Raw genomic sequence first — 16746 nt, forward strand, 5'->3', positions numbered from 1 at the left:
TTCTACCAAATCTGCTTCATGGTCAATGTTAAGGCAGGTAGCTCAGGGGCTCCGCTAACAATTGCAGGGTTCTCCATGGTGACGACGGCTTGATCGGGTCGATTAGCCAGACAAAACTCAACAAAACCCTGGTGGGTCATCCCTGGCAGTTGAATGGCGAGGGGGGTGGTGGAAGGCTTGATTTGCAGAGTATTCATGGGACCGTAGCCGTTCGGTATCCATAGGTTAGCGTATGGAAAAATTCTTAGACCATCCAGACATGCAAGATAAACGACTTAATCTCAGATGCTTTGCGTAATCCATCAAGTTTTCTTTGGGTATGGTAGAAGCACATTGCAGAGCTTGATATCTCCGCATGAAGTGATACGCCCGATGGAAATCTTTTAGGAGAACCAATTTCTGCACATGATGTGGAGCCAAGGGCGTTGGCGGAGAAGATTAAAGAGTGGGGATCTGCTCTCTAAGTCCCTCACCTCGGAAGAAAGAGATTGTGATGAGGACAAAGATACTACCTAATGTGGCTACAGCCAGGAAGGGATTGCTACGTATACATTCAGGTGCCAGTCAATGGGATGCATTCAAGACCAAGGATGGCTGTAGGGCAAAAAAAAGGATAGCCATTCGACTATCCAGCGTAATCTCGATTTAACTGGGGACATAATGAGCCTGGCGAATGCCAGGCCATAGACTTAAAAACCTAAATTTGCTTAGCTAGAAAGCCAGCTTCTGGGCTTAGATTGGAGGCACGCTAAGCAGTTAAGACTTTACACATAACCGACTATGACTTGCTAGTTGGGCATATCCAGTCCCTTAGATTTACGTAACTATAAGGTTCCCTATGAACATGGCCGATCTCGTGGCGAAATATGCGGAATCTGTCTGAGAGGGACGAATTTGCGACTTAATACTCACTCCCACTTACCCGTCCACCCAAACCTGCCAGCCTGGTAAAGTCACTGAGTCTGAAAAATATTTTGCACCATTTGCTTGTCGGAGGTAGCCGCAGCACGATCGAGCTCATCCACTTCGCTAGGGCTCAATCTCCATCCCATGGCACCAATATTCTGCTTTGCTTGGTCTAACGTTTTAGCCCCCGGAATTGGCGTTGTGCCTTTGCAGATACACCAATTAAGAGACGTTTGGGCCATAGTCTTGTCCCGCTCTGTAGCCACTTCTCGCAAACAGTCCAGCAACGGTTGAATGCCTGGCAGTAATTGCCGAAACAAAATACCCCGAAAACCTTTTGGTTTAGGCGTATTTTCCCCATACTTACCCGTCAGTAGTCCCAAACCAAGCGGGCTGTAGGCAATCATCTGGATGCCCAGTTCATCACAGAGTTCCTTTAACCCTAACTCGGTCACTGGATAGGTCGATAACAGCGAATACTGTACCTGTAAGGAGGTGATTGGAATGCCCCGTTCTGAAAAACGTTTATGCACCCAGCGCAGACGTTTGGGACCGTAGTTTGACAGTCCTACGCCTTTGACTAAACCTTGCTCATATAGATCTGCCAGACCATCTAAAAGGGGACCTTCTTGCCAGGGAAAGTAGTTGGCAGTGGGCCAGTGCATCTGGGCAATATCCAGACGACCCATACGTTCTTTGGAAGCTCTCCCGGCGTTGGCCATCATGCCTCGGGTTAATCGCCACGGATAAGCGGCTAGCTTGGTGGCTAAACAAATGTTCTCTTTATTTGGGCCTTCATAGACCTGGCTAAATTTCCCCAACAGTTTTTCACTTTGACCATTGAGTTTACCCGTGCCATAGGAATCACCTGTATCAAATAGTGTGACGCCATTTTCTACGCAACAGTTGAACACCTGCTGCAGGTCAGCATCCATACTCTCGTTATAGCCCCAGAACAAGCGATTGCCCCAAGCCCAGGTGCCACAGCCCATTTCAGGTAGCGTAATTGTTGTGGTGGCAGCAGTGGCGGTCATGAATTAAGTGACTTTGGATGCGACATTAGTAACCTATCTGCTTGAAGTCAACCCTGGCAAGAGATTTTCATCATCCCTTGCGTGTTCTTTTACCTCGCTCACGTTGGGGCTTCTATGGATTTAATTCTAGGGTGCTACTTTTTATTCCTACTTTTTATCGCGATTCCCACCGACGTGCATACACCCCGTTCACTATTCACCACTCAACTCTCTTACACACTGCCTGTATTCATCTCAACTGGGAACTGCTACGTATGAACTGCCTATATATCAAGATCAAGCTGCTCGAAAACCGCCCTTAGAAAATCTGGGCTAGACTACGTCTAATAAATCGTTTTGATGGAGTTTAGCCTGTGCGACTTTCCTGGCTACTGGGTGGTGGAACAGCGTTGTTGATGGTCAGCCTAGGTCTGGGACAATATCATATTTTTTCAACGGTGAGATCAGTGGCAATGGAAACTGGGGATGCGATCGCACAAACCTCCCCAACAGCGCCAGACAGGGAGCAATCACATCAAGAAATCCTGACAGCGCTCACCGATGCCAGCGTGATTTACCTGGGTGAAACCCATACGGATAAAGCCGATCACGTGGCCCAGCTAGAAATCATCAAAGCGATGCATGGGGCCAATGGTGATATTGCCATTGGTCTGGAAATGTTTCAGCGTCCGTTCCAGTCAGTGTTAGATCAATACATTGCTGGTCAGATCACTGAGGCAGAACTGGTAGAGCAAAGCGAATACGAAACCCGCTGGGGATTTGACTGGGAGCTCTATGCCCCCATTATTCGCTACGCTCAGAGCAATCAGATTCCGTTGATTGCTCTGAATACTCCCAGGGAAATTACTCGTAAGGTTGCCAGGCAGGGTTTAGCTAGCCTAACGGGAGACGATTTAACCTACATTCCTCCCATTGATGACATTGACACCAGTGATGAAAACTATCAGGCGATGGTCGCCCAAGTATTTGGTCACCATGGCGGTCACGGCAACAGCGGCCCCAGCTTTGAAAATTTCTTTGCTGCCCAGGTGCTGTGGGATGAAACCATGGCTGAAACCATCGCTGATTACGTTACGACTGCTCCCGATACCCAAGTGATTGTGTTAGCGGGTGAAGGACATGTGGTCTTTGGTTTTGGTATTCCTAGCCGGGTGCAACGACGCCTGGGGGATGATCTGGTGGCCTATAGTGTGCTCCTGAACCCACCAGCGACAACGCCTGAGCTAGCAGATTTTTTCTGGATTTCAGAATCGACCGAATTTGAATCTACAGAATAATGTGTTCCTGGCCTATGGCTAAGGAGAACACCCTATTCAATAGGAATAAAATCAAATCCAATGCCAGATCGATTGCCCACTTGAATCTGCACAAGTTGAGCCGCTCGGTTGCGATCGCCTGAAGGTAAAAAATGCACCTCTCCGGTCGCGCCATCGGCGTAGAAGTCACCCTGATGCAATGTGTTGCGGAGGCCCTCACGACTGGGACTCTCTAACAGGGCTGCTCCCAGGGATGCGATCGCATCATAGGCCATGGCACTGCGCCAGCTAACATCGCCACCCCAAATTTGCCGTGCCTCTGTGACAAAATCAGAATTTGGGTCTGATAAGATATGCCAGGGTACTGCAACGACTAACCCTTCTGCATCCACACCACCCTCTTTTAATACTTGAGGATGGTATAGATCATCACCACCAATGAAAGGGATTTCCTGGTTGATCGCAGTCATAACTGCCAGGGAAGGCTCCAAGGTATCTGTGCTGGATGCCAGCATAATCACGTCGGCCCCTTGCTCTTTGGCCAATGCAATTTGTTGCTCTGCATTAAATGCTGTATCGGCGAGATCGTATTCTGTCATCACTTCACCACCGTCACTAAAGACTGAGGTGGCAAATTCACTTTTTAATGACAGACTATAGGCACTGTTGGAATCGTAGTAAAGAATAGCTTTCTCGGCGTTCAGGTCATCGATCATGTAGCGGGCAAGAGCTGCAGCTGCAAAACTATCGCTGGGCACTGTCCGAAAAATATAAGGACTAAAGCCGGAGAGTTCCACCGATGTACTAATGGCAGAGACCATCGGCAGTTTGCCCTGGTCATACACGGGGGCTGCTGCCAATGTCACGCCACTGCTGTAATGTCCTAAAACTCCTAAAACTTCTGACCGATTTACCAACTCAGCGGCTACAGATTTAGCAATACTGGGATCGTTATCATCATTGGCAATCAGGAGCTTAATGGGGGTGCCTTGGCCATCGCTCACCTGATTCATTACCTGTTGCGCATGACCAGCACCCCGCAAAATTTCTAAGCCGATTTCACTGGTGTTGCCAATGGGGGCAATCACAGCCAGTGTATGAGCGGTTTGGTTGCCAATGCGAGCATTGTTCAAATAGATAAAGGCCTCGGGATCGTTACGGTTTTCGTCGAGTGCCGCTTCTAAATTTGCGATCGCTTGTGCGTAATCTCCTTTTGCATAGGCTGCCATACCTTGCATTTTTAAGTCTGAGGCATTGGGTAGTAAGCTTTGTGTGCCTCCACTGAGTCTGTCTGATATTGAGGTTTTTGCAACCACTGATGTTGATTGTGTGTCGGCACTAGCCGTCTTCGCGGTTGGCTTGGTGCTGACGCTGGATGATTTTGGTGTCAGTACACCTGCAATGCTAAGGAAGAAGACCCCTAAGATGCCAAACGTAGTCAAGAATAATAAGATTTCAAACTTGTAATTTTTTATGGTGCGCATGGCTCAGACAAAAGCGTTTTAGGTTAATCGATTAGCAAAGATCAATGCAGCGTATTGACCCGAATTTTCTTCACAGAGTTTGCTGATTTGCTGAAGTCTTTGGAGCCAACACGTTTTTATCATGTTTTTATAGTGACTGCTCTTATAGCAGTTTGGTTCTCAATCATTCACATCACGTAATAAGTAGCCATAAGTAGACAGTAGTGTGCCCGGTTCCGATATAGGTGTCACCATGGCAGAATTTTGTGAGAGCCAGCATATAAAAGCCCCTGCTGCATAACTGTAGCAGGGGCTTTTATACCAAATCCGAACTCATTAAACCCGATTAAAAATAGGTAACCCTGTAGGAGCAATCCCTTGTGCGGTTCGGCTGAGCTCACCGTCGAAGCCATGCCCTGCAATATCGGGCGCTATCAGTCAGGATTTCGGATTAGAGATGGGCCGAAAAGCTAAACCCAAGACAAAAGTTCGTACCTACCCGATACACTTTGATAGGTCTATCTATCTTTGATAGATAGACCTAGGCTGTAGGGACAAATCTTGGGGGAATAGGTCCTTTACTTGACGGATACCTTAGCGCCAGCTTCCTCAAGCTGCTTCTTAGCAGCTTCAGCGTCATCCTTGGAGACACCTTCTTTAATGGCTTTAGGCGCACCTTCAACGATAGCCTTAGCTTCCTTAAGACCCAGACCAGTGAGGGCACGAACAGCCTTAAGAACAGCAATCTTGTTGCCACCGAAGTCTTCGAGAACAACGTCAAATTCAGTCTTCTCTTCAGCTTCTTCACCGCCGCCACCACCAGCACCGGGAGCCATCATCATCATGCCACCAGCAGGGGCAGCAGCACTTACATCAAAGGTCTCTTCGATTTGCTTAACAAGCTCAGACGCTTCCAATAGAGTGAGCGACTTAAGCTTTTCCAAAATTTCGTCAGTTGCAGCGGACATGGATTTCTCCTTGATTAATTACAAAACAGATAGAAACTAGAACAAAGCTGGGATTTACTCGCCGCCTTCGCCACTTTCTTTGTCGACATAGGCCTGAAGACCACGTGCAATAGACGACGGTACTTCTTTGACGCCCACTGCAACTTTGGTTGCCAGAGCGTTGATAGCACCTGCAATCTTCGCGTAAAGCTCTTCCTTGCTGGGTAGATCGGCTAGGGCTTCTGCTTCTGCACTTGTCAGAGCTTTGCCTTCTAGTACGCCACCACGCAGTTCAGTCTTTTTAGTGTCCTTCTGGAATTTCTTATATTCCTTGACGACACTACCGATGTCTTCTTTGGTTAACAACAATGCAGTGGTGTCTTTCAATAACGCCTGCACTGGCTGCCAATTTTCGTCATCTTGAACCGCGATGCGGATCAGGGTGTTTTTAGCAATTTTACAAGTGCCACCCTTCTCACGAATACGGTTACGTAGATCGCTGATCTCGCCTACCGTCAGACCTTTGTAGTCAATAACAAAAATAGATTGAGTATCGCTCAAGAGATCCTTGAGTTCGGCAACAATCTCTTTTTTGTTTTCTAGGGTTCTCCCCATTCGGATCTCACCTCCTTAATTGCGGGGATACAGTAGAAATATTGCTACTGCTCAACCTAAACTAAAATTCGAAATCAAAAGGGCCTTAGCTAATTGCCGAGGCCCAAAGATAAGTGCTACTTACACCCATTCTCTGCATCTCGGCAGGTTATTAAGCAAAATGCACCTGCTGTCTTCGAATGCTTATTTAGTTTTGGATGTTTTTAAGTAGCAATACCTCCCAAGCTTTTCACTGCTGATTCTCAACAGTAATTTTTTAATCTATGCAGCTGCATCCTCTAGTTGCAAGTCACGCAGTGCACTGATATCCATTTTAATGGCAGGTCCCATCGTAGCAGCTACTGACATTGTTCGCCAGTAACGGCCCTTAGCACCTGAAGGACGATTACGATCAATCGTCTCTTGCAGAGCTTTTAGGTTCACCAGTAAGTCTTCAGCGCTAAAATCGGCCTTGCCAAACATCACGTGGACTATGCCAGATTTGTCCGCACGGAACTCTAGTTTACCGGCCTTAAAGTCATTAATTGCCTGGGCCAAGTCAAAGGTCACAGATCCCCCCTTCGGCGATGGCATTAAACCACGGGGACCTAAAATACGACCCAGCTTAGCTACTTTGGGCATCATGTCGGGTGTGGCAATCAGGATGTCAAAGTCCATCATGCCCTTTTGGATCTCGTCGATTAATTCCTCAGACCCGGCCATGTCTGCGCCGTTATCGGTTGCTTCAGCCACCTTCTCGCCACGGGCAATGACAGCAACGCGAACGTTCTGACCAGTGCCTTTAGGCAAGGCCACAGTAGTACGTAATTGCTGATCGGTATATTTGGGATCAATACCCAAACGAATGTGAGCCTCAACAGTCTCGGTGAACTTTGCAGTGGCTGTTTCCTTCAGCAGCTGCATTGCTTCCAAGGGCTCATAAAATTTGTCCTGTATTTTTGCCTGCAGCTCTCTCAAGCGGCGCGACACTTTCTTTGTCATGTTTTTTTACTCCTAGGGGTCATAACGAAGCTAAACTTCTTCCCCAAACGTTGGTCAAATAGATAAAAAATGCATCTGTATGCTGACGTTAGTCAGAAACAGTAACTCCCATATTGCGAGCTGTGCCTTCAATGATGTTCATGGCTGCTTCAACGTCATTAGCGTTGAGGTCAGGCATTTTCATTTCAGCAATTTCTTGCAATTGGGCGCGAGTAATAGAGCCAACTTTTGTTTTGTTGGGCTCACCTGAACCCTTCTCAATCTTGGCCGCCTTTTTGATTAGCACGGAGGCTGGCGGTGTTTTGAGAATGAACGTAAAACTTCTGTCTTCAAATACAGAAATTTCAACCGGGACAATTAGTCCAGCTTTGTCAGAGGTCTTAGCGTTATATTCTTTGCAGAACGCCATAATGTTGACCCCGTGCTGACCCAAGGCGGGACCAATTGGCGGTGCAGGGTTCGCTTTTCCAGCTGGGATTGCCAGCTTAATAAGGGCAACTACCTTCTTCGCCATTGATTAACTCTCTTTTTGCACTTGGTTAAATTCCAGCTCAACGGGGGTATCGCGACCGAAAATCGATAACAATGCCTTAAGCTTGCTCCGTTCAGGGCTGACTTCAATGACTTCACCACTGAAGTCCTTAAACGGACCAGACAATACCAAGATCTTGTCACCCTCAGCCATATCAACTTTGACTACAGGTGCCTGTTCTTGGGTCTGCTTAAAGATACGTTCGACTTCGGCTCTACTTAGAGGCATGGGTTTAACATGCCCTCGCCCACGTCCAGTGGCTCGGCGCTGCTCAGCACCGACAAAGTTAATGACATGGGGGGTGTTTTTAACCACCTGCCATACGTCATCCTCCAAAATCATGCGGATGAGGACGTACCCAGGAAAAACTTTTTCCTCAATATTCTGACGACTGCCGTCTTTACGCAGTTTGACCGCAGGAGTCTGCGGTATTTCAATCTGGAAAATGTACTGGTTAACGCCCAGGGTAATGGCCCGTTGCTCAAGGTTGAGCTTAACGCGCTTTTCGCACCCGGAGGCTACTTGTACCGCATACCAGCGAGACTGTGACTTTCTCGGTTCCTCAGGAACGCTAGAATCGTTACTGTCAGCTGTATAGTTTGGATCGTCAGAAGCGTAAGTCATTAGAACACCTGTCTAGAAGCCCAACCAAATAGTTTATCCACTAAGTAAATAAGTGTGGCAGACACACCCACCATTAAGATGACAGCTGCAGATTCACTAATCAGCTGCTGTCTGGAGGGCCAAACCACTTTGCTCAATTCTTCGCGAGTGCCTTTTACAAAAGACGCCGCGTCAAATGAGTCAGAGGAGTCGCTCGGCTGCTTTTCAACTACTTTCTTAGCGTCCTTTTTGACCACGTCATTAGCTTCCTTGTTTGCTACATCGAGTCAGATTGATCATGAATCAATCCAGAGATACCCAAGCAAAAATTCTACCTAAAGCTCACTGCTTGATAGAAAAAGAAAAAATCTCTTTCCTTTAAGCAACAAATCTAAATGCTTTAGGCAGAACTTATGCTAATCGCTCAGCGCGCCCTGGAGGACTCGAACCCCCGACATTCGGTTTTGGAGACCGACGTTCTACCAACTGAACTAAGGACGCACGACTCTTTGAACTTACCCCATTGTAAGGCTTAATCTGCGGGCTTTAGATGCCCTAAGACTATTTTTTGCCTGATTTGTCAATGGGACGATCAAAGCGCTGCTTCAAGCGAGTTGACTTACCAACGCGATCGCGAAGGTAGTACAACTTAGCACGACGCGCTTTACCTCTGCGTAGAACCTTAATATTGGCTACACGAGGTGCATGAAGTAAGAAAACACGCTCCACACCTACACCTTGAAAGATGCGACGTACGGTGATCGTCTCGTTGATGCCGCCGTTGCGCATAGCAATGACGGTACCTTCGTAGGGCTGCACACGTTCCTTACCACCTTCTACAATTCGGACACCGACCCGAACTGTATCCCCAACATAGATTTTGGGGATGTCTTCTTTGATATGTTCCGCTTCTATTGAGCGGATAATCTCCTCAGCGTTCATAAGCCCTGAAAAGCGCACGGTCTTTAATAGTAGGCCAACATGGTCACAAATACCAAGGGTTTTTGGAGGAAATCTTAAGAAGGTGACTGCTGCCTGTCTGGTCAATGGGGAATGGTCAATGGGGAATGGGGTAAGAATCCTGCATACTATATATGGTGTGAGCTAGATAATGCTCAAGTGCCGCACGTTTAACCCATTGCAAACCTCAATCACCCACTATGAATGTTTTAGGTAATTTACTGTCGCGGGCCTTAGCTGCACCAGTTATGGTAGGTCCGCGTAAGCATCAGGGGATTGAGTTAAAGTCTGCGCCTGAGAGGGAGACGATGCGCCAGGCCGGACGGATTGTGGCAACGGTGCTGAGGGAAATTGCCGATCAGGTGCAGCCTGGAATGACCACAGCAGATCTAGATGACCTCGCAGAGCACCGTATTTGTGAAATGGGTGCAACGCCTAGTTTTAAGGGGTATCACGGATTCCCAGGATCTATCTGTGCCAGTATCAACGATGAAGTTGTCCATGGCATCCCTCGTAAGCGCAAGGTCATTAAGTCTGGCGATTTACTTAAAGTAGATACTGGAGCCTACTTTGAAGGTTTTCATGGTGACTCCTGTATCACGATTGCTGTCGGCAAAGTGAATGGCAAAGCCCAGGATCTGATGCAAGCAGCTGAGTCTGCATTGTATGCAGGCATTGCCCAGGCGTTACCAGGGAAAACCCTGCTCGATATTGCTGGAGCGATTGAAGATAGTATTCATGCCAGTGGCTATACCGTGGTTGAGGAATTTACCGGCCATGGTGTAGGCCGAAACCTGCATGAGCCCCCATCCGTATTTAATTTTCGGACTAAAGAATTACCCAATGTCACGCTCAAGCCGGGTATGGCCTTGGCGATTGAGCCAATTGTGAATGAAGGCTCTAAGGTGACCCGCACTCTGCGGGATCGATGGACGGTAGTGACCTGCGATCGCAAACTTTCTGCCCAATTTGAACACACAGTGCTCATCACCGAAGACGGCCAAGAAATTCTGACCGACCGGTCTAAGGTCTAACGGGTTTTGAGTTGATGGTCCACTAAGCCATTCAACCTAATGATTTCTCAGTTCGCTAACTAAGAACCAAGCACTAAGAACTATTTTTTCAACTGGACAAGGTCCACACAAGCATCCTCGTCATAGTCCACTTCGATATCGATGGTGTAGGCCTGCTGGGAGGCTTCCTCGGGAAAATCAGTGTAGTCTTTGGCCTTTTCTAAGGCAATTTCGTTAAGAAACCCATAGCCAGAGCTGCGTAGTAAAGCGGGCTCGGTTGCGATCGCTCCATCGGCATCCACAACGACACCTACTAATCCTTTTGCTGGTATGGGGGTCAGACAGCTCAGAAAGCGTCGACCCTCATCAGCTATCAACGGATAACTAATTTCTACAGCCTTTTCCAAACCTTGAGCTTCGGATACGTTTAAGCCTTGTTCTTCAGTTAGGTTAACTAGCCATTTTTGCTTAGTTTCTTCGGTTTCAGGATCTGTCGTGCGCAGCACGCTATGCCGTAAACGTGTCAGGAAGTCTCGTAACAGATTCGGTACTTCTGCCTGTGCACCATCTTTAAGTGCGACTAGAGTGGGTGGTTCTTGAACTGTGGGAGTATTATCGGCTGTGTCATCACTGCCCCCGCTGTTGGGAGGATTGCTAGGGGGAGATAGAATCGCAATTTCATTGCCAGTATTCCGGTTGTCTGTTTGGTTTTGGGAGGTGCTGCCTCTTCGATTATTTCCATTGTTGGTACTGGCCCGACGACGGTTATCGGAATTGCTACGGCCAGTTGTAGAACCGGTTCCATCCGTTTGACCATTCCGCGTTTGACGGGTTTGAGCTGGCTGCTGACTGGCTGTTGTGTGCCCCTCCGCTGATGCCGGTTGACGAACGGCTGTGGCTACACCAGCTGCAGGACGAGGGGCAGGTCTGGTAGCGCTAGGAGCTACCAGACCTGCCTTGGGAAGGATCCGGGTGACCGTGATGCTTTCGCCTTCTGGATCGGGGGCAGGCACTACAGAATCAGATGAACCACCTGCTATTGGAACCATTAACAGCCCTGCATGTAGACCCGCAGCCAGCAAAAAAATTGGATTAAAAAGCAACTTCAAAAAATTCATGGCAATGCAGGGAATAACTAAAACGAAAGCCAACCTAGATATAGGTTAAGCAATAGGCCTGGGGTTTCTGAAATGAACTATTCCAAATATTCAACTGCTCCCATAGAGTCAGTTTAGAAAAATAGTCTAGCCTAAACGTCTAACTCTGCCGTGGATCGTTAGGCCAGACAAACACTAAGGTTGTTCCCTTCAAATCAATGAGAGAGATGTAATTAACGGGTTGTTCATCAGCTGAATAAACACCATAAAAAGGATGACCACCGTATAGACCTTCCTCGACCTGGCTCATGCCTGCACTGATGAGAGCCTGTCCCAATCCTTCTCGGCTGACAAGATCAATATTTCTAGCAATCTGCTTGAAGGATACTTGAGGCAGGGGTAAATACGTGCCGTTTACGATACTTTCTGTGGTGAAGAATGCGGCGGGCTCAACAACATTTTCCACAGCTTTACTGCGGAATCTGAGGTCGATTGGATCCGTTGGATCAATGGTTAACCATTCACTGGTGATGTCAAAATTGTTGGTTCCGTTGTTGGGGTCAGTCCCCAGAAACTGACTTAGACTGCTATTGAGAGACGATTGTTGAGCAGGATCAAACCCAAATGATGGCTCCTCTTCTTCAAACTCTGCAAATTCCTCGTCGAATTCTTCCTCAAACTCTTCCTCTTCAATAATTTCTTCTAGTTGCTCAGGTACCTCGGTGAGTACGGGGGGAGCTACAACGGGGGCCGGTGGTGCTTCAGGAGTCGGTGCTTGAGGCTCTTCTGGTGGAGGTGGTGCAGGTTCTGCTGGAGCTAAGATATCACTGAGGCTGACAGCTTCGATGGTGACTTCCTCTTCAGGTTCTGTCTCTACAACGTCTCCTATTTTGGGTGCTGATAAATCAACAGCTGGGAGCACCAGTAAAATAACGTGTGCTCCCAATGCTATCCACACAACTGGGCGTTTCAGAAAAATGACTCCGTAGGTTGAAAGTTGTATCGTGACATAGGGGAGCGCTCGAATAAATAACATTGGTTGCATGGCAAGACTTTTGGCCATAGAGACCAAATTCTTGCGAGATTCGGAGGGAGCAACACTAACCATGTTCTGGAAAATTAGGGAGCGAACACTCAGGAAACCTTGGAGGAGCGAACATTCCCCCAAGGCAAAAATGGTTGATGCACACTGAGCGTGTGAAAGTTGCAAAGGACCTGCCACAGGGGAGAATACACCCTATGGCAGGAATCAAAAACTCACTAATGACTGAGACTAGTTGAAGATAGTATTTGCTTCAGCGTCGTAAGCTTCGAGAGTGGCGTCAGTTGCTGCGTCGGGTAAGGGGACGTAACCTACATCTAGGATGAGCTCACCAGCGTCGGCCTGCTCAATATAGAACTGTACGAAGTCAGCAACACCACTATCAGCATCAGTCAATGCCGCAGCATTGACGTAGATGAAAATAGGACGACCAAGGGGCTGGTAGATATCCGCCTCAACGTTCTCTACAGTGGGCTCAACATACTCGCCAAGCTCTTCGTTTAAGATGCTCACTGACTGCAGAATGTCTGAATTCTCTGCGAAGTAAGCCAAGCCGAAGTAACCAATGGCATATTTGTCACCAGCGACACCACGTACCAGGATGTTGTCGTCTTCACTAGCAGTGTAGTCAGCACGGCTAACACCACCATCACCATTGACTTCATCGGTAAAGTAGTCAAAAGTGCCAGAATCAGTACCAGGACCGAATAGACTAATTTCTTCATCAGGCCAGGAAGGATCAATCTGATTCCAACGAGTAATAGTGCCTTCAGCAGGGGCGTCCCACATAGTGTTTAACTGGGCAACAGTCATCTCAGTTGCCCAATCATTTTCCGGGTTGATAACAACTGTCAGAGCATCATAGGCAACGGGGACCGCGATGTACTCAATGCCATTAGCAGCGCAAAGCTCTTTCTCTGTATCTTTGATAGGCCGAGATGCGTTAGAGATAGCAGTCTCACCAGCACAGAATTTCTTGAAGCCACCGCCAGTACCGGAAACACCAATAGTGATAGATGCAGGATTACCAGCGAGGGCGTACTCTTCAGCCATCGCTTCTGTGATGGGAAAAACAGTACTGGAACCATCGATAGCAATATTCTGAGCAACTGCAGATGTCGCAGTGACAGCACTAGCAGCAACAACTGTAGCTACAGTGCCAAAAAACTTAGCGAACTTAACCATAACAACACACTCCGTGGCTATTTGTTCAGGCCACGAAAAAATGTAGCTATACAAAATTAAGGCTCGCTAATTGGTTTATTAAGACACAATTTCCATTTGTTTAAGACAAGGTAAACACTAAAAATAAGCTTAATGTGGAGAAAATGGCCTATCTTTTAGAGGGAATTCTGAGGAAATGTTTGACGAATATTTTGTCAATTGAATTTGAACTTAATTCTAGAGTAAAAAGCTGTATCCAACATTACTTTTGGGTGAAATATTAGAGAAACTCATAAACTAAGCTGGATAGTTCTGTTGATGTTTGAATCAGTGCCTATGTTCCAAGCACATTAAAAAATGTTCGGTCAAATGAACGTCCGGATTGTAAAATTCTGGTTGCCTTAGATGGGTGGTAAAGTCCTGTATCTGTTATATCTGTTGGCGATTGTGACCGAATCTATGTGACCGAATCTAACTTAGGGGCGTCACTCTAATGACAAGCAAACCTATGCCCTTGAAAGTCTCTAAACTTTTCCTTCAAAATATTTGTACCAAACAGCATTACCGATGACGGTGAGGAGCAGAATGCTGCCTCCACCTAGTAAGGCCAGGGTGGGGTTATAGCCACCACGCATAAGATTCTCCATCCATACATTTGTGGTGGCAGAGGGTGAGACCCGATTGGCTAAAAATGGAGTGAGGTAAATCAGAGCACCCCCGCTAAGGAGCCAACCCACCATAGATGTGAGTAGAAAAACAGTTTTACCTCTAGTTTGGGTGCTCATAGAAAATCTCTTTAAAAAATATTAAGTGGCTAAAGGAGTGCCGCTCAAACATGCACCATATAAGGTGGCACCATCAAAATTGGTATTGTCCACACAGGCACATAACAGATTAGCTTGGGTGAAATTAGCTCCTCTTGCAACAGCACCGCTAAGATTGGCTTCTTCCAAGTCAGCGCTTGATAAATCTGCTCCAGCTAGATTTGCATTGCTTAAATCAGCATTGCGTAAAATACAGCTTGCTAAGTTTGCGCCTCGTAAGTCAGCTCCTCGTAGATCAACTGCCGTTAGGTTGAGATTACTCAAAACGGCCCCCGCTAAAAAAGCACCAGCAAAGCTGGCATTTGTTGTCTCTGCGTCCAGTAAGACGGCCCCACGCAGGTCGGCATTTCGCAGATCGGCTGACACCAGGTTGGCACCCATCAAGTCAGCCCCACGTAAATTAGCACGAAGGTCTGATTCTTTGAGCATTGTGCCGCTGAGGTTAGCTCCTTGCAAATTGGCTTGGGCTAATTTTGCGCCGCTAAGTTCTATTCCTGCCAAATCTGCACCCATCAGCTTTTTTTTCTGTCCTTGCAGAATAGCCTCAATCTCTGATGGGGTCATGAAGTAACCTCCTTAGATATTGCTGGGTGTTTCTTTTCAGTGGCTGGGGGTTTCAAGTCCTCAAGCCAAACGGTGGGTTGTTGGCTTGGGCGTTCCGGCAGCTGTAACATGCCGATTTCTGCTAAGCGGACGACGGTACTCAACGACTCGATCAACTTCGGATCAAAGCGTCGATCGCTATGGTTTTCGCAGGCCGTTAAGGCATCTCCCAATGACATGGCAGCCCTATCGCCTCTAGCCTCGGTTAACTCTTGAAAATATGAGACTAGACCCAAAATTCGTGACTCAATGGGAATTTCCTCAGCTTTTAAACCATCGGGCGTGCCGCTACCATCCCAATACTCCAATTGATGAGTGACAATGCGACTGATGGGGGCCAATTCAGGCATGGAGGACAGGAGCTGACCGCCTAGAGCAGCGCGATCGCGCCAGAACACCAAACTGGCTTTATCTAGCTGAGCCGCAGTTTGTTTAAAAATTTCCTTGGGGGCTTCGGCGAGGCCAATGCGGAATAGTAACCCAGCTAACCGTAAGCGGCGAAGTTGCAACGTAGGTAAGTCGAGCAACTGGCCTAGAGTCTCGGCTAGGGCTGAAACCTGAAGTGATGCGGTAGGGTTAGCTACATCCCGCTCGTCAATTTTTTGAACCATTCGCAAAAAAGCCTGGAGCTTATTGGCGGCCAAGTTGCGATTAAGTTTAGACGCTTGCCCCTCTAACTCCCATAGTTCACGTGTTTGGCGACTGACGGTGACTAGCTGTTGCTGACTACTCTGTAGATAATTAACAATGCGTGCAACCACGCCACTTAGGTCCGTGGAGGTATCGGATGGATTATTGCTAAGTCTGTTGTAGTGGTCCATCAGCTGATCAGCGAGGGCAGGCGAGTAGGGTTGCATTCGCTCGATCAATATTTTGGCTGCGGCTTCTACAGGGCCACGGTCAAAGGTCCACAGACCGTAGAACTTACGCTCAGCATCTGTAGTGGGTATGCTGTCGCTACGGTACTCGTCGTCAGACAGCTCATGACATAGAACCATGGAGGCATACCCCGGTGCCAAAATAATCAGGTTCCATTCTTTGGTCAGGCTGTCATCCTTCTGTAAGTTCACCATGTCCACATTGTCGAGTTGACTGGTGGCATGGTCACCAAAACCACTATCTGGGACAGCTGCGATCGCAACTTGCTGAGAGCAATGAGCAATATCTCTGTAGCGCTCGGCTTCCTGTAGATACCATTTCCCCTGTTGGAAAGTCACCAGCACGAGTGGTTGATCATTTTCTGAATGTTCCAGAATATGATCTTCTAGGGCATGACAAAGGGCCACCAGCGTATTTTTGAAATAAACCCCATAACTGGATGGCATTTGCCCTTCAGGCAAAATGGTTTTGAGTTGATTAAGGGTCGCCTCAGAGTTCATAGAAAGACTCTTAGTGAATCAAGTCAGCTAGTGAATCAAGTCAGCGTCTGCTCCCAGAATAAAGAGCTAGCGCTATTAGCTCCGAACTCCTATCAGATGGAGCTTATCCAAAAAGTATCTAAATCTATTACCCATGATTTCATACTTTGATGAAAAGCGTGGCAAGTCTGATACAAGTTGTACCCGTTATGCAGGAAAGGGTGTGCTCTGGGGGTGGTGATGTGGGGTAAGCGCCGTTGCACGCGCTTAGAAAATTGCTTTTTTTGTTATGAAAATTTTAACCCAAGCGCTGGTTTGAAAACGGGCTGGGGTGATTGTTGGATAATG

18 protein-coding genes, 1 tRNA gene and 1 other annotated feature are annotated in these 16746 nt (G+C 47.5%); of the genes, 2 read left to right on the top strand and 17 right to left on the bottom strand.

Annotation, left to right across the window (positions count from 1 at the left end):
- Nucleotides 1-2: 2 nt before the first annotated feature.
- Both U2F10_RS29695 and U2F10_RS29700 read right to left on the bottom strand, forming a co-directional pair.
- Nucleotides 3-197 (bottom strand): hypothetical protein, encoded by a 195-nt coding sequence (locus U2F10_RS29695; protein WP_499056905.1) that lies wholly within the window; start codon nucleotides 195-197, stop codon nucleotides 3-5.
- A gap of 756 nt (nucleotides 198-953) precedes the next feature.
- Complete coding sequence (locus tag U2F10_RS29700; protein ID WP_163702253.1) at nucleotides 954-1940, bottom strand: aldo/keto reductase; 987 nt, start codon at nucleotides 1938-1940, stop codon at nucleotides 954-956.
- 353 nt (nucleotides 1941-2293) lie between these two features.
- Between U2F10_RS29700 and U2F10_RS29705 the strand changes: the two genes are divergently transcribed.
- Nucleotides 2294-3217: a ChaN family lipoprotein gene (locus U2F10_RS29705; protein ID WP_499874079.1), complete on the top strand. Its 924-nt coding sequence runs from the start codon at nucleotides 2294-2296 to the stop codon at nucleotides 3215-3217.
- A 32-nt stretch (nucleotides 3218-3249) separates the two neighbouring features.
- Here U2F10_RS29705 and U2F10_RS29710 read toward each other — a convergent pair whose 3' ends face one another.
- From U2F10_RS29710 to rplS, 9 genes are all read right to left on the bottom strand, one after another.
- A complete protein-coding gene (locus U2F10_RS29710) occupies nucleotides 3250-4680 on the bottom strand; it encodes an ABC transporter substrate-binding protein (protein ID WP_163702256.1) in 1431 nt (476 codons plus the stop codon).
- Nucleotides 4681-5237: 557 nt separating this feature from the next.
- A complete protein-coding gene (gene rplL, locus U2F10_RS29715) occupies nucleotides 5238-5627 on the bottom strand; it encodes a 50S ribosomal protein L7/L12 (RefSeq protein ID WP_163660459.1) in 390 nt (129 codons plus the stop codon).
- Nucleotides 5628-5681: 54 nt separating this feature from the next.
- Nucleotides 5682-6221, bottom strand: a complete 540-nt coding sequence (rplJ, locus tag U2F10_RS29720) for a 50S ribosomal protein L10 (protein WP_163660457.1) — start codon at nucleotides 6219-6221, stop codon at nucleotides 5682-5684.
- A 65-nt stretch (nucleotides 6222-6286) separates the two neighbouring features.
- Nucleotides 6287-6417, bottom strand: a sequence feature (ribosomal protein L10 leader region).
- 65 nt (nucleotides 6418-6482) lie between these two features.
- Nucleotides 6483-7202: a 50S ribosomal protein L1 gene (gene rplA, locus U2F10_RS29725; protein WP_163660455.1), complete on the bottom strand. Its 720-nt coding sequence runs from the start codon at nucleotides 7200-7202 to the stop codon at nucleotides 6483-6485.
- An 88-nt stretch (nucleotides 7203-7290) separates the two neighbouring features.
- Nucleotides 7291-7716, bottom strand: coding sequence for a 50S ribosomal protein L11 (rplK, locus tag U2F10_RS29730; RefSeq protein WP_006518043.1), 426 nt, complete (start codon nucleotides 7714-7716; stop codon nucleotides 7291-7293).
- Nucleotides 7717-7719: 3 nt separating this feature from the next.
- Nucleotides 7720-8358, bottom strand: a complete 639-nt coding sequence (gene nusG / locus U2F10_RS29735; protein ID WP_163660453.1) for a transcription termination/antitermination protein NusG — start codon at nucleotides 8356-8358, stop codon at nucleotides 7720-7722.
- On the bottom strand, nucleotides 8358-8594 hold the full coding sequence (gene secE / locus U2F10_RS29740) for a preprotein translocase subunit SecE (RefSeq protein ID WP_163660451.1): 237 nt from the start codon (nucleotides 8592-8594) through the stop codon (nucleotides 8358-8360). The genes nusG and secE overlap by 1 nt, the downstream gene beginning before the upstream one ends.
- Nucleotides 8595-8765: 171 nt before the next feature.
- Nucleotides 8766-8838, bottom strand: a tRNA-Trp gene (locus U2F10_RS29745).
- A 60-nt stretch (nucleotides 8839-8898) separates the two neighbouring features.
- Entirely contained in the window at nucleotides 8899-9279 is a 381-nt protein-coding gene (gene rplS / locus U2F10_RS29750; protein WP_006518040.1) for a 50S ribosomal protein L19, read from the bottom strand.
- 218 nt (nucleotides 9280-9497) lie between these two features.
- Between rplS and map the strand changes: the two genes are divergently transcribed.
- The gene (gene map, locus U2F10_RS29755) at nucleotides 9498-10331 is read left to right on the top strand and encodes a type I methionyl aminopeptidase (RefSeq protein ID WP_163660449.1); all 834 of its coding nucleotides are present in this window, start codon (nucleotides 9498-9500) and stop codon (nucleotides 10329-10331) included.
- A gap of 80 nt (nucleotides 10332-10411) precedes the next feature.
- Here map and U2F10_RS29760 read toward each other — a convergent pair whose 3' ends face one another.
- The 6 genes from U2F10_RS29760 to U2F10_RS29785 form a co-directional block, all read right to left on the bottom strand.
- Nucleotides 10412-11428: an energy transducer TonB gene (locus U2F10_RS29760; protein WP_499874080.1), complete on the bottom strand. Its 1017-nt coding sequence runs from the start codon at nucleotides 11426-11428 to the stop codon at nucleotides 10412-10414.
- Between the two features lie 139 nt (nucleotides 11429-11567).
- The gene (locus U2F10_RS29765) at nucleotides 11568-12470 is read right to left on the bottom strand and encodes a hypothetical protein (protein ID WP_499874082.1); all 903 of its coding nucleotides are present in this window, start codon (nucleotides 12468-12470) and stop codon (nucleotides 11568-11570) included.
- Between the two features lie 210 nt (nucleotides 12471-12680).
- Nucleotides 12681-13634 carry a PstS family phosphate ABC transporter substrate-binding protein gene (locus tag U2F10_RS29770; protein ID WP_163702262.1) on the bottom strand — a complete coding sequence of 318 codons (954 nt, stop codon included), beginning with the start codon at nucleotides 13632-13634 and terminating at the stop codon, nucleotides 12681-12683.
- A gap of 503 nt (nucleotides 13635-14137) precedes the next feature.
- The gene (locus U2F10_RS29775) at nucleotides 14138-14398 is read right to left on the bottom strand and encodes a hypothetical protein (protein WP_163660441.1); all 261 of its coding nucleotides are present in this window, start codon (nucleotides 14396-14398) and stop codon (nucleotides 14138-14140) included.
- A gap of 21 nt (nucleotides 14399-14419) precedes the next feature.
- Complete coding sequence (locus U2F10_RS29780; protein WP_499874083.1) at nucleotides 14420-15001, bottom strand: pentapeptide repeat-containing protein; 582 nt, start codon at nucleotides 14999-15001, stop codon at nucleotides 14420-14422.
- Nucleotides 14998-16419, bottom strand: a complete 1422-nt coding sequence (locus U2F10_RS29785) for an HD domain-containing phosphohydrolase (RefSeq protein ID WP_163660437.1) — start codon at nucleotides 16417-16419, stop codon at nucleotides 14998-15000. The genes U2F10_RS29780 and U2F10_RS29785 overlap by 4 nt, the downstream gene beginning before the upstream one ends.
- Between the last annotated feature and the right edge of the window lie 327 nt (nucleotides 16420-16746).

Origin of the sequence: Leptothoe sp. EHU-05/26/07-4, assembly GCF_043421015.1 — a bacterium.
Classification (GTDB): Bacteria; Cyanobacteriota; Cyanobacteriia; order Phormidesmidales; family Phormidesmidaceae; genus Leptothoe; species Leptothoe turfae.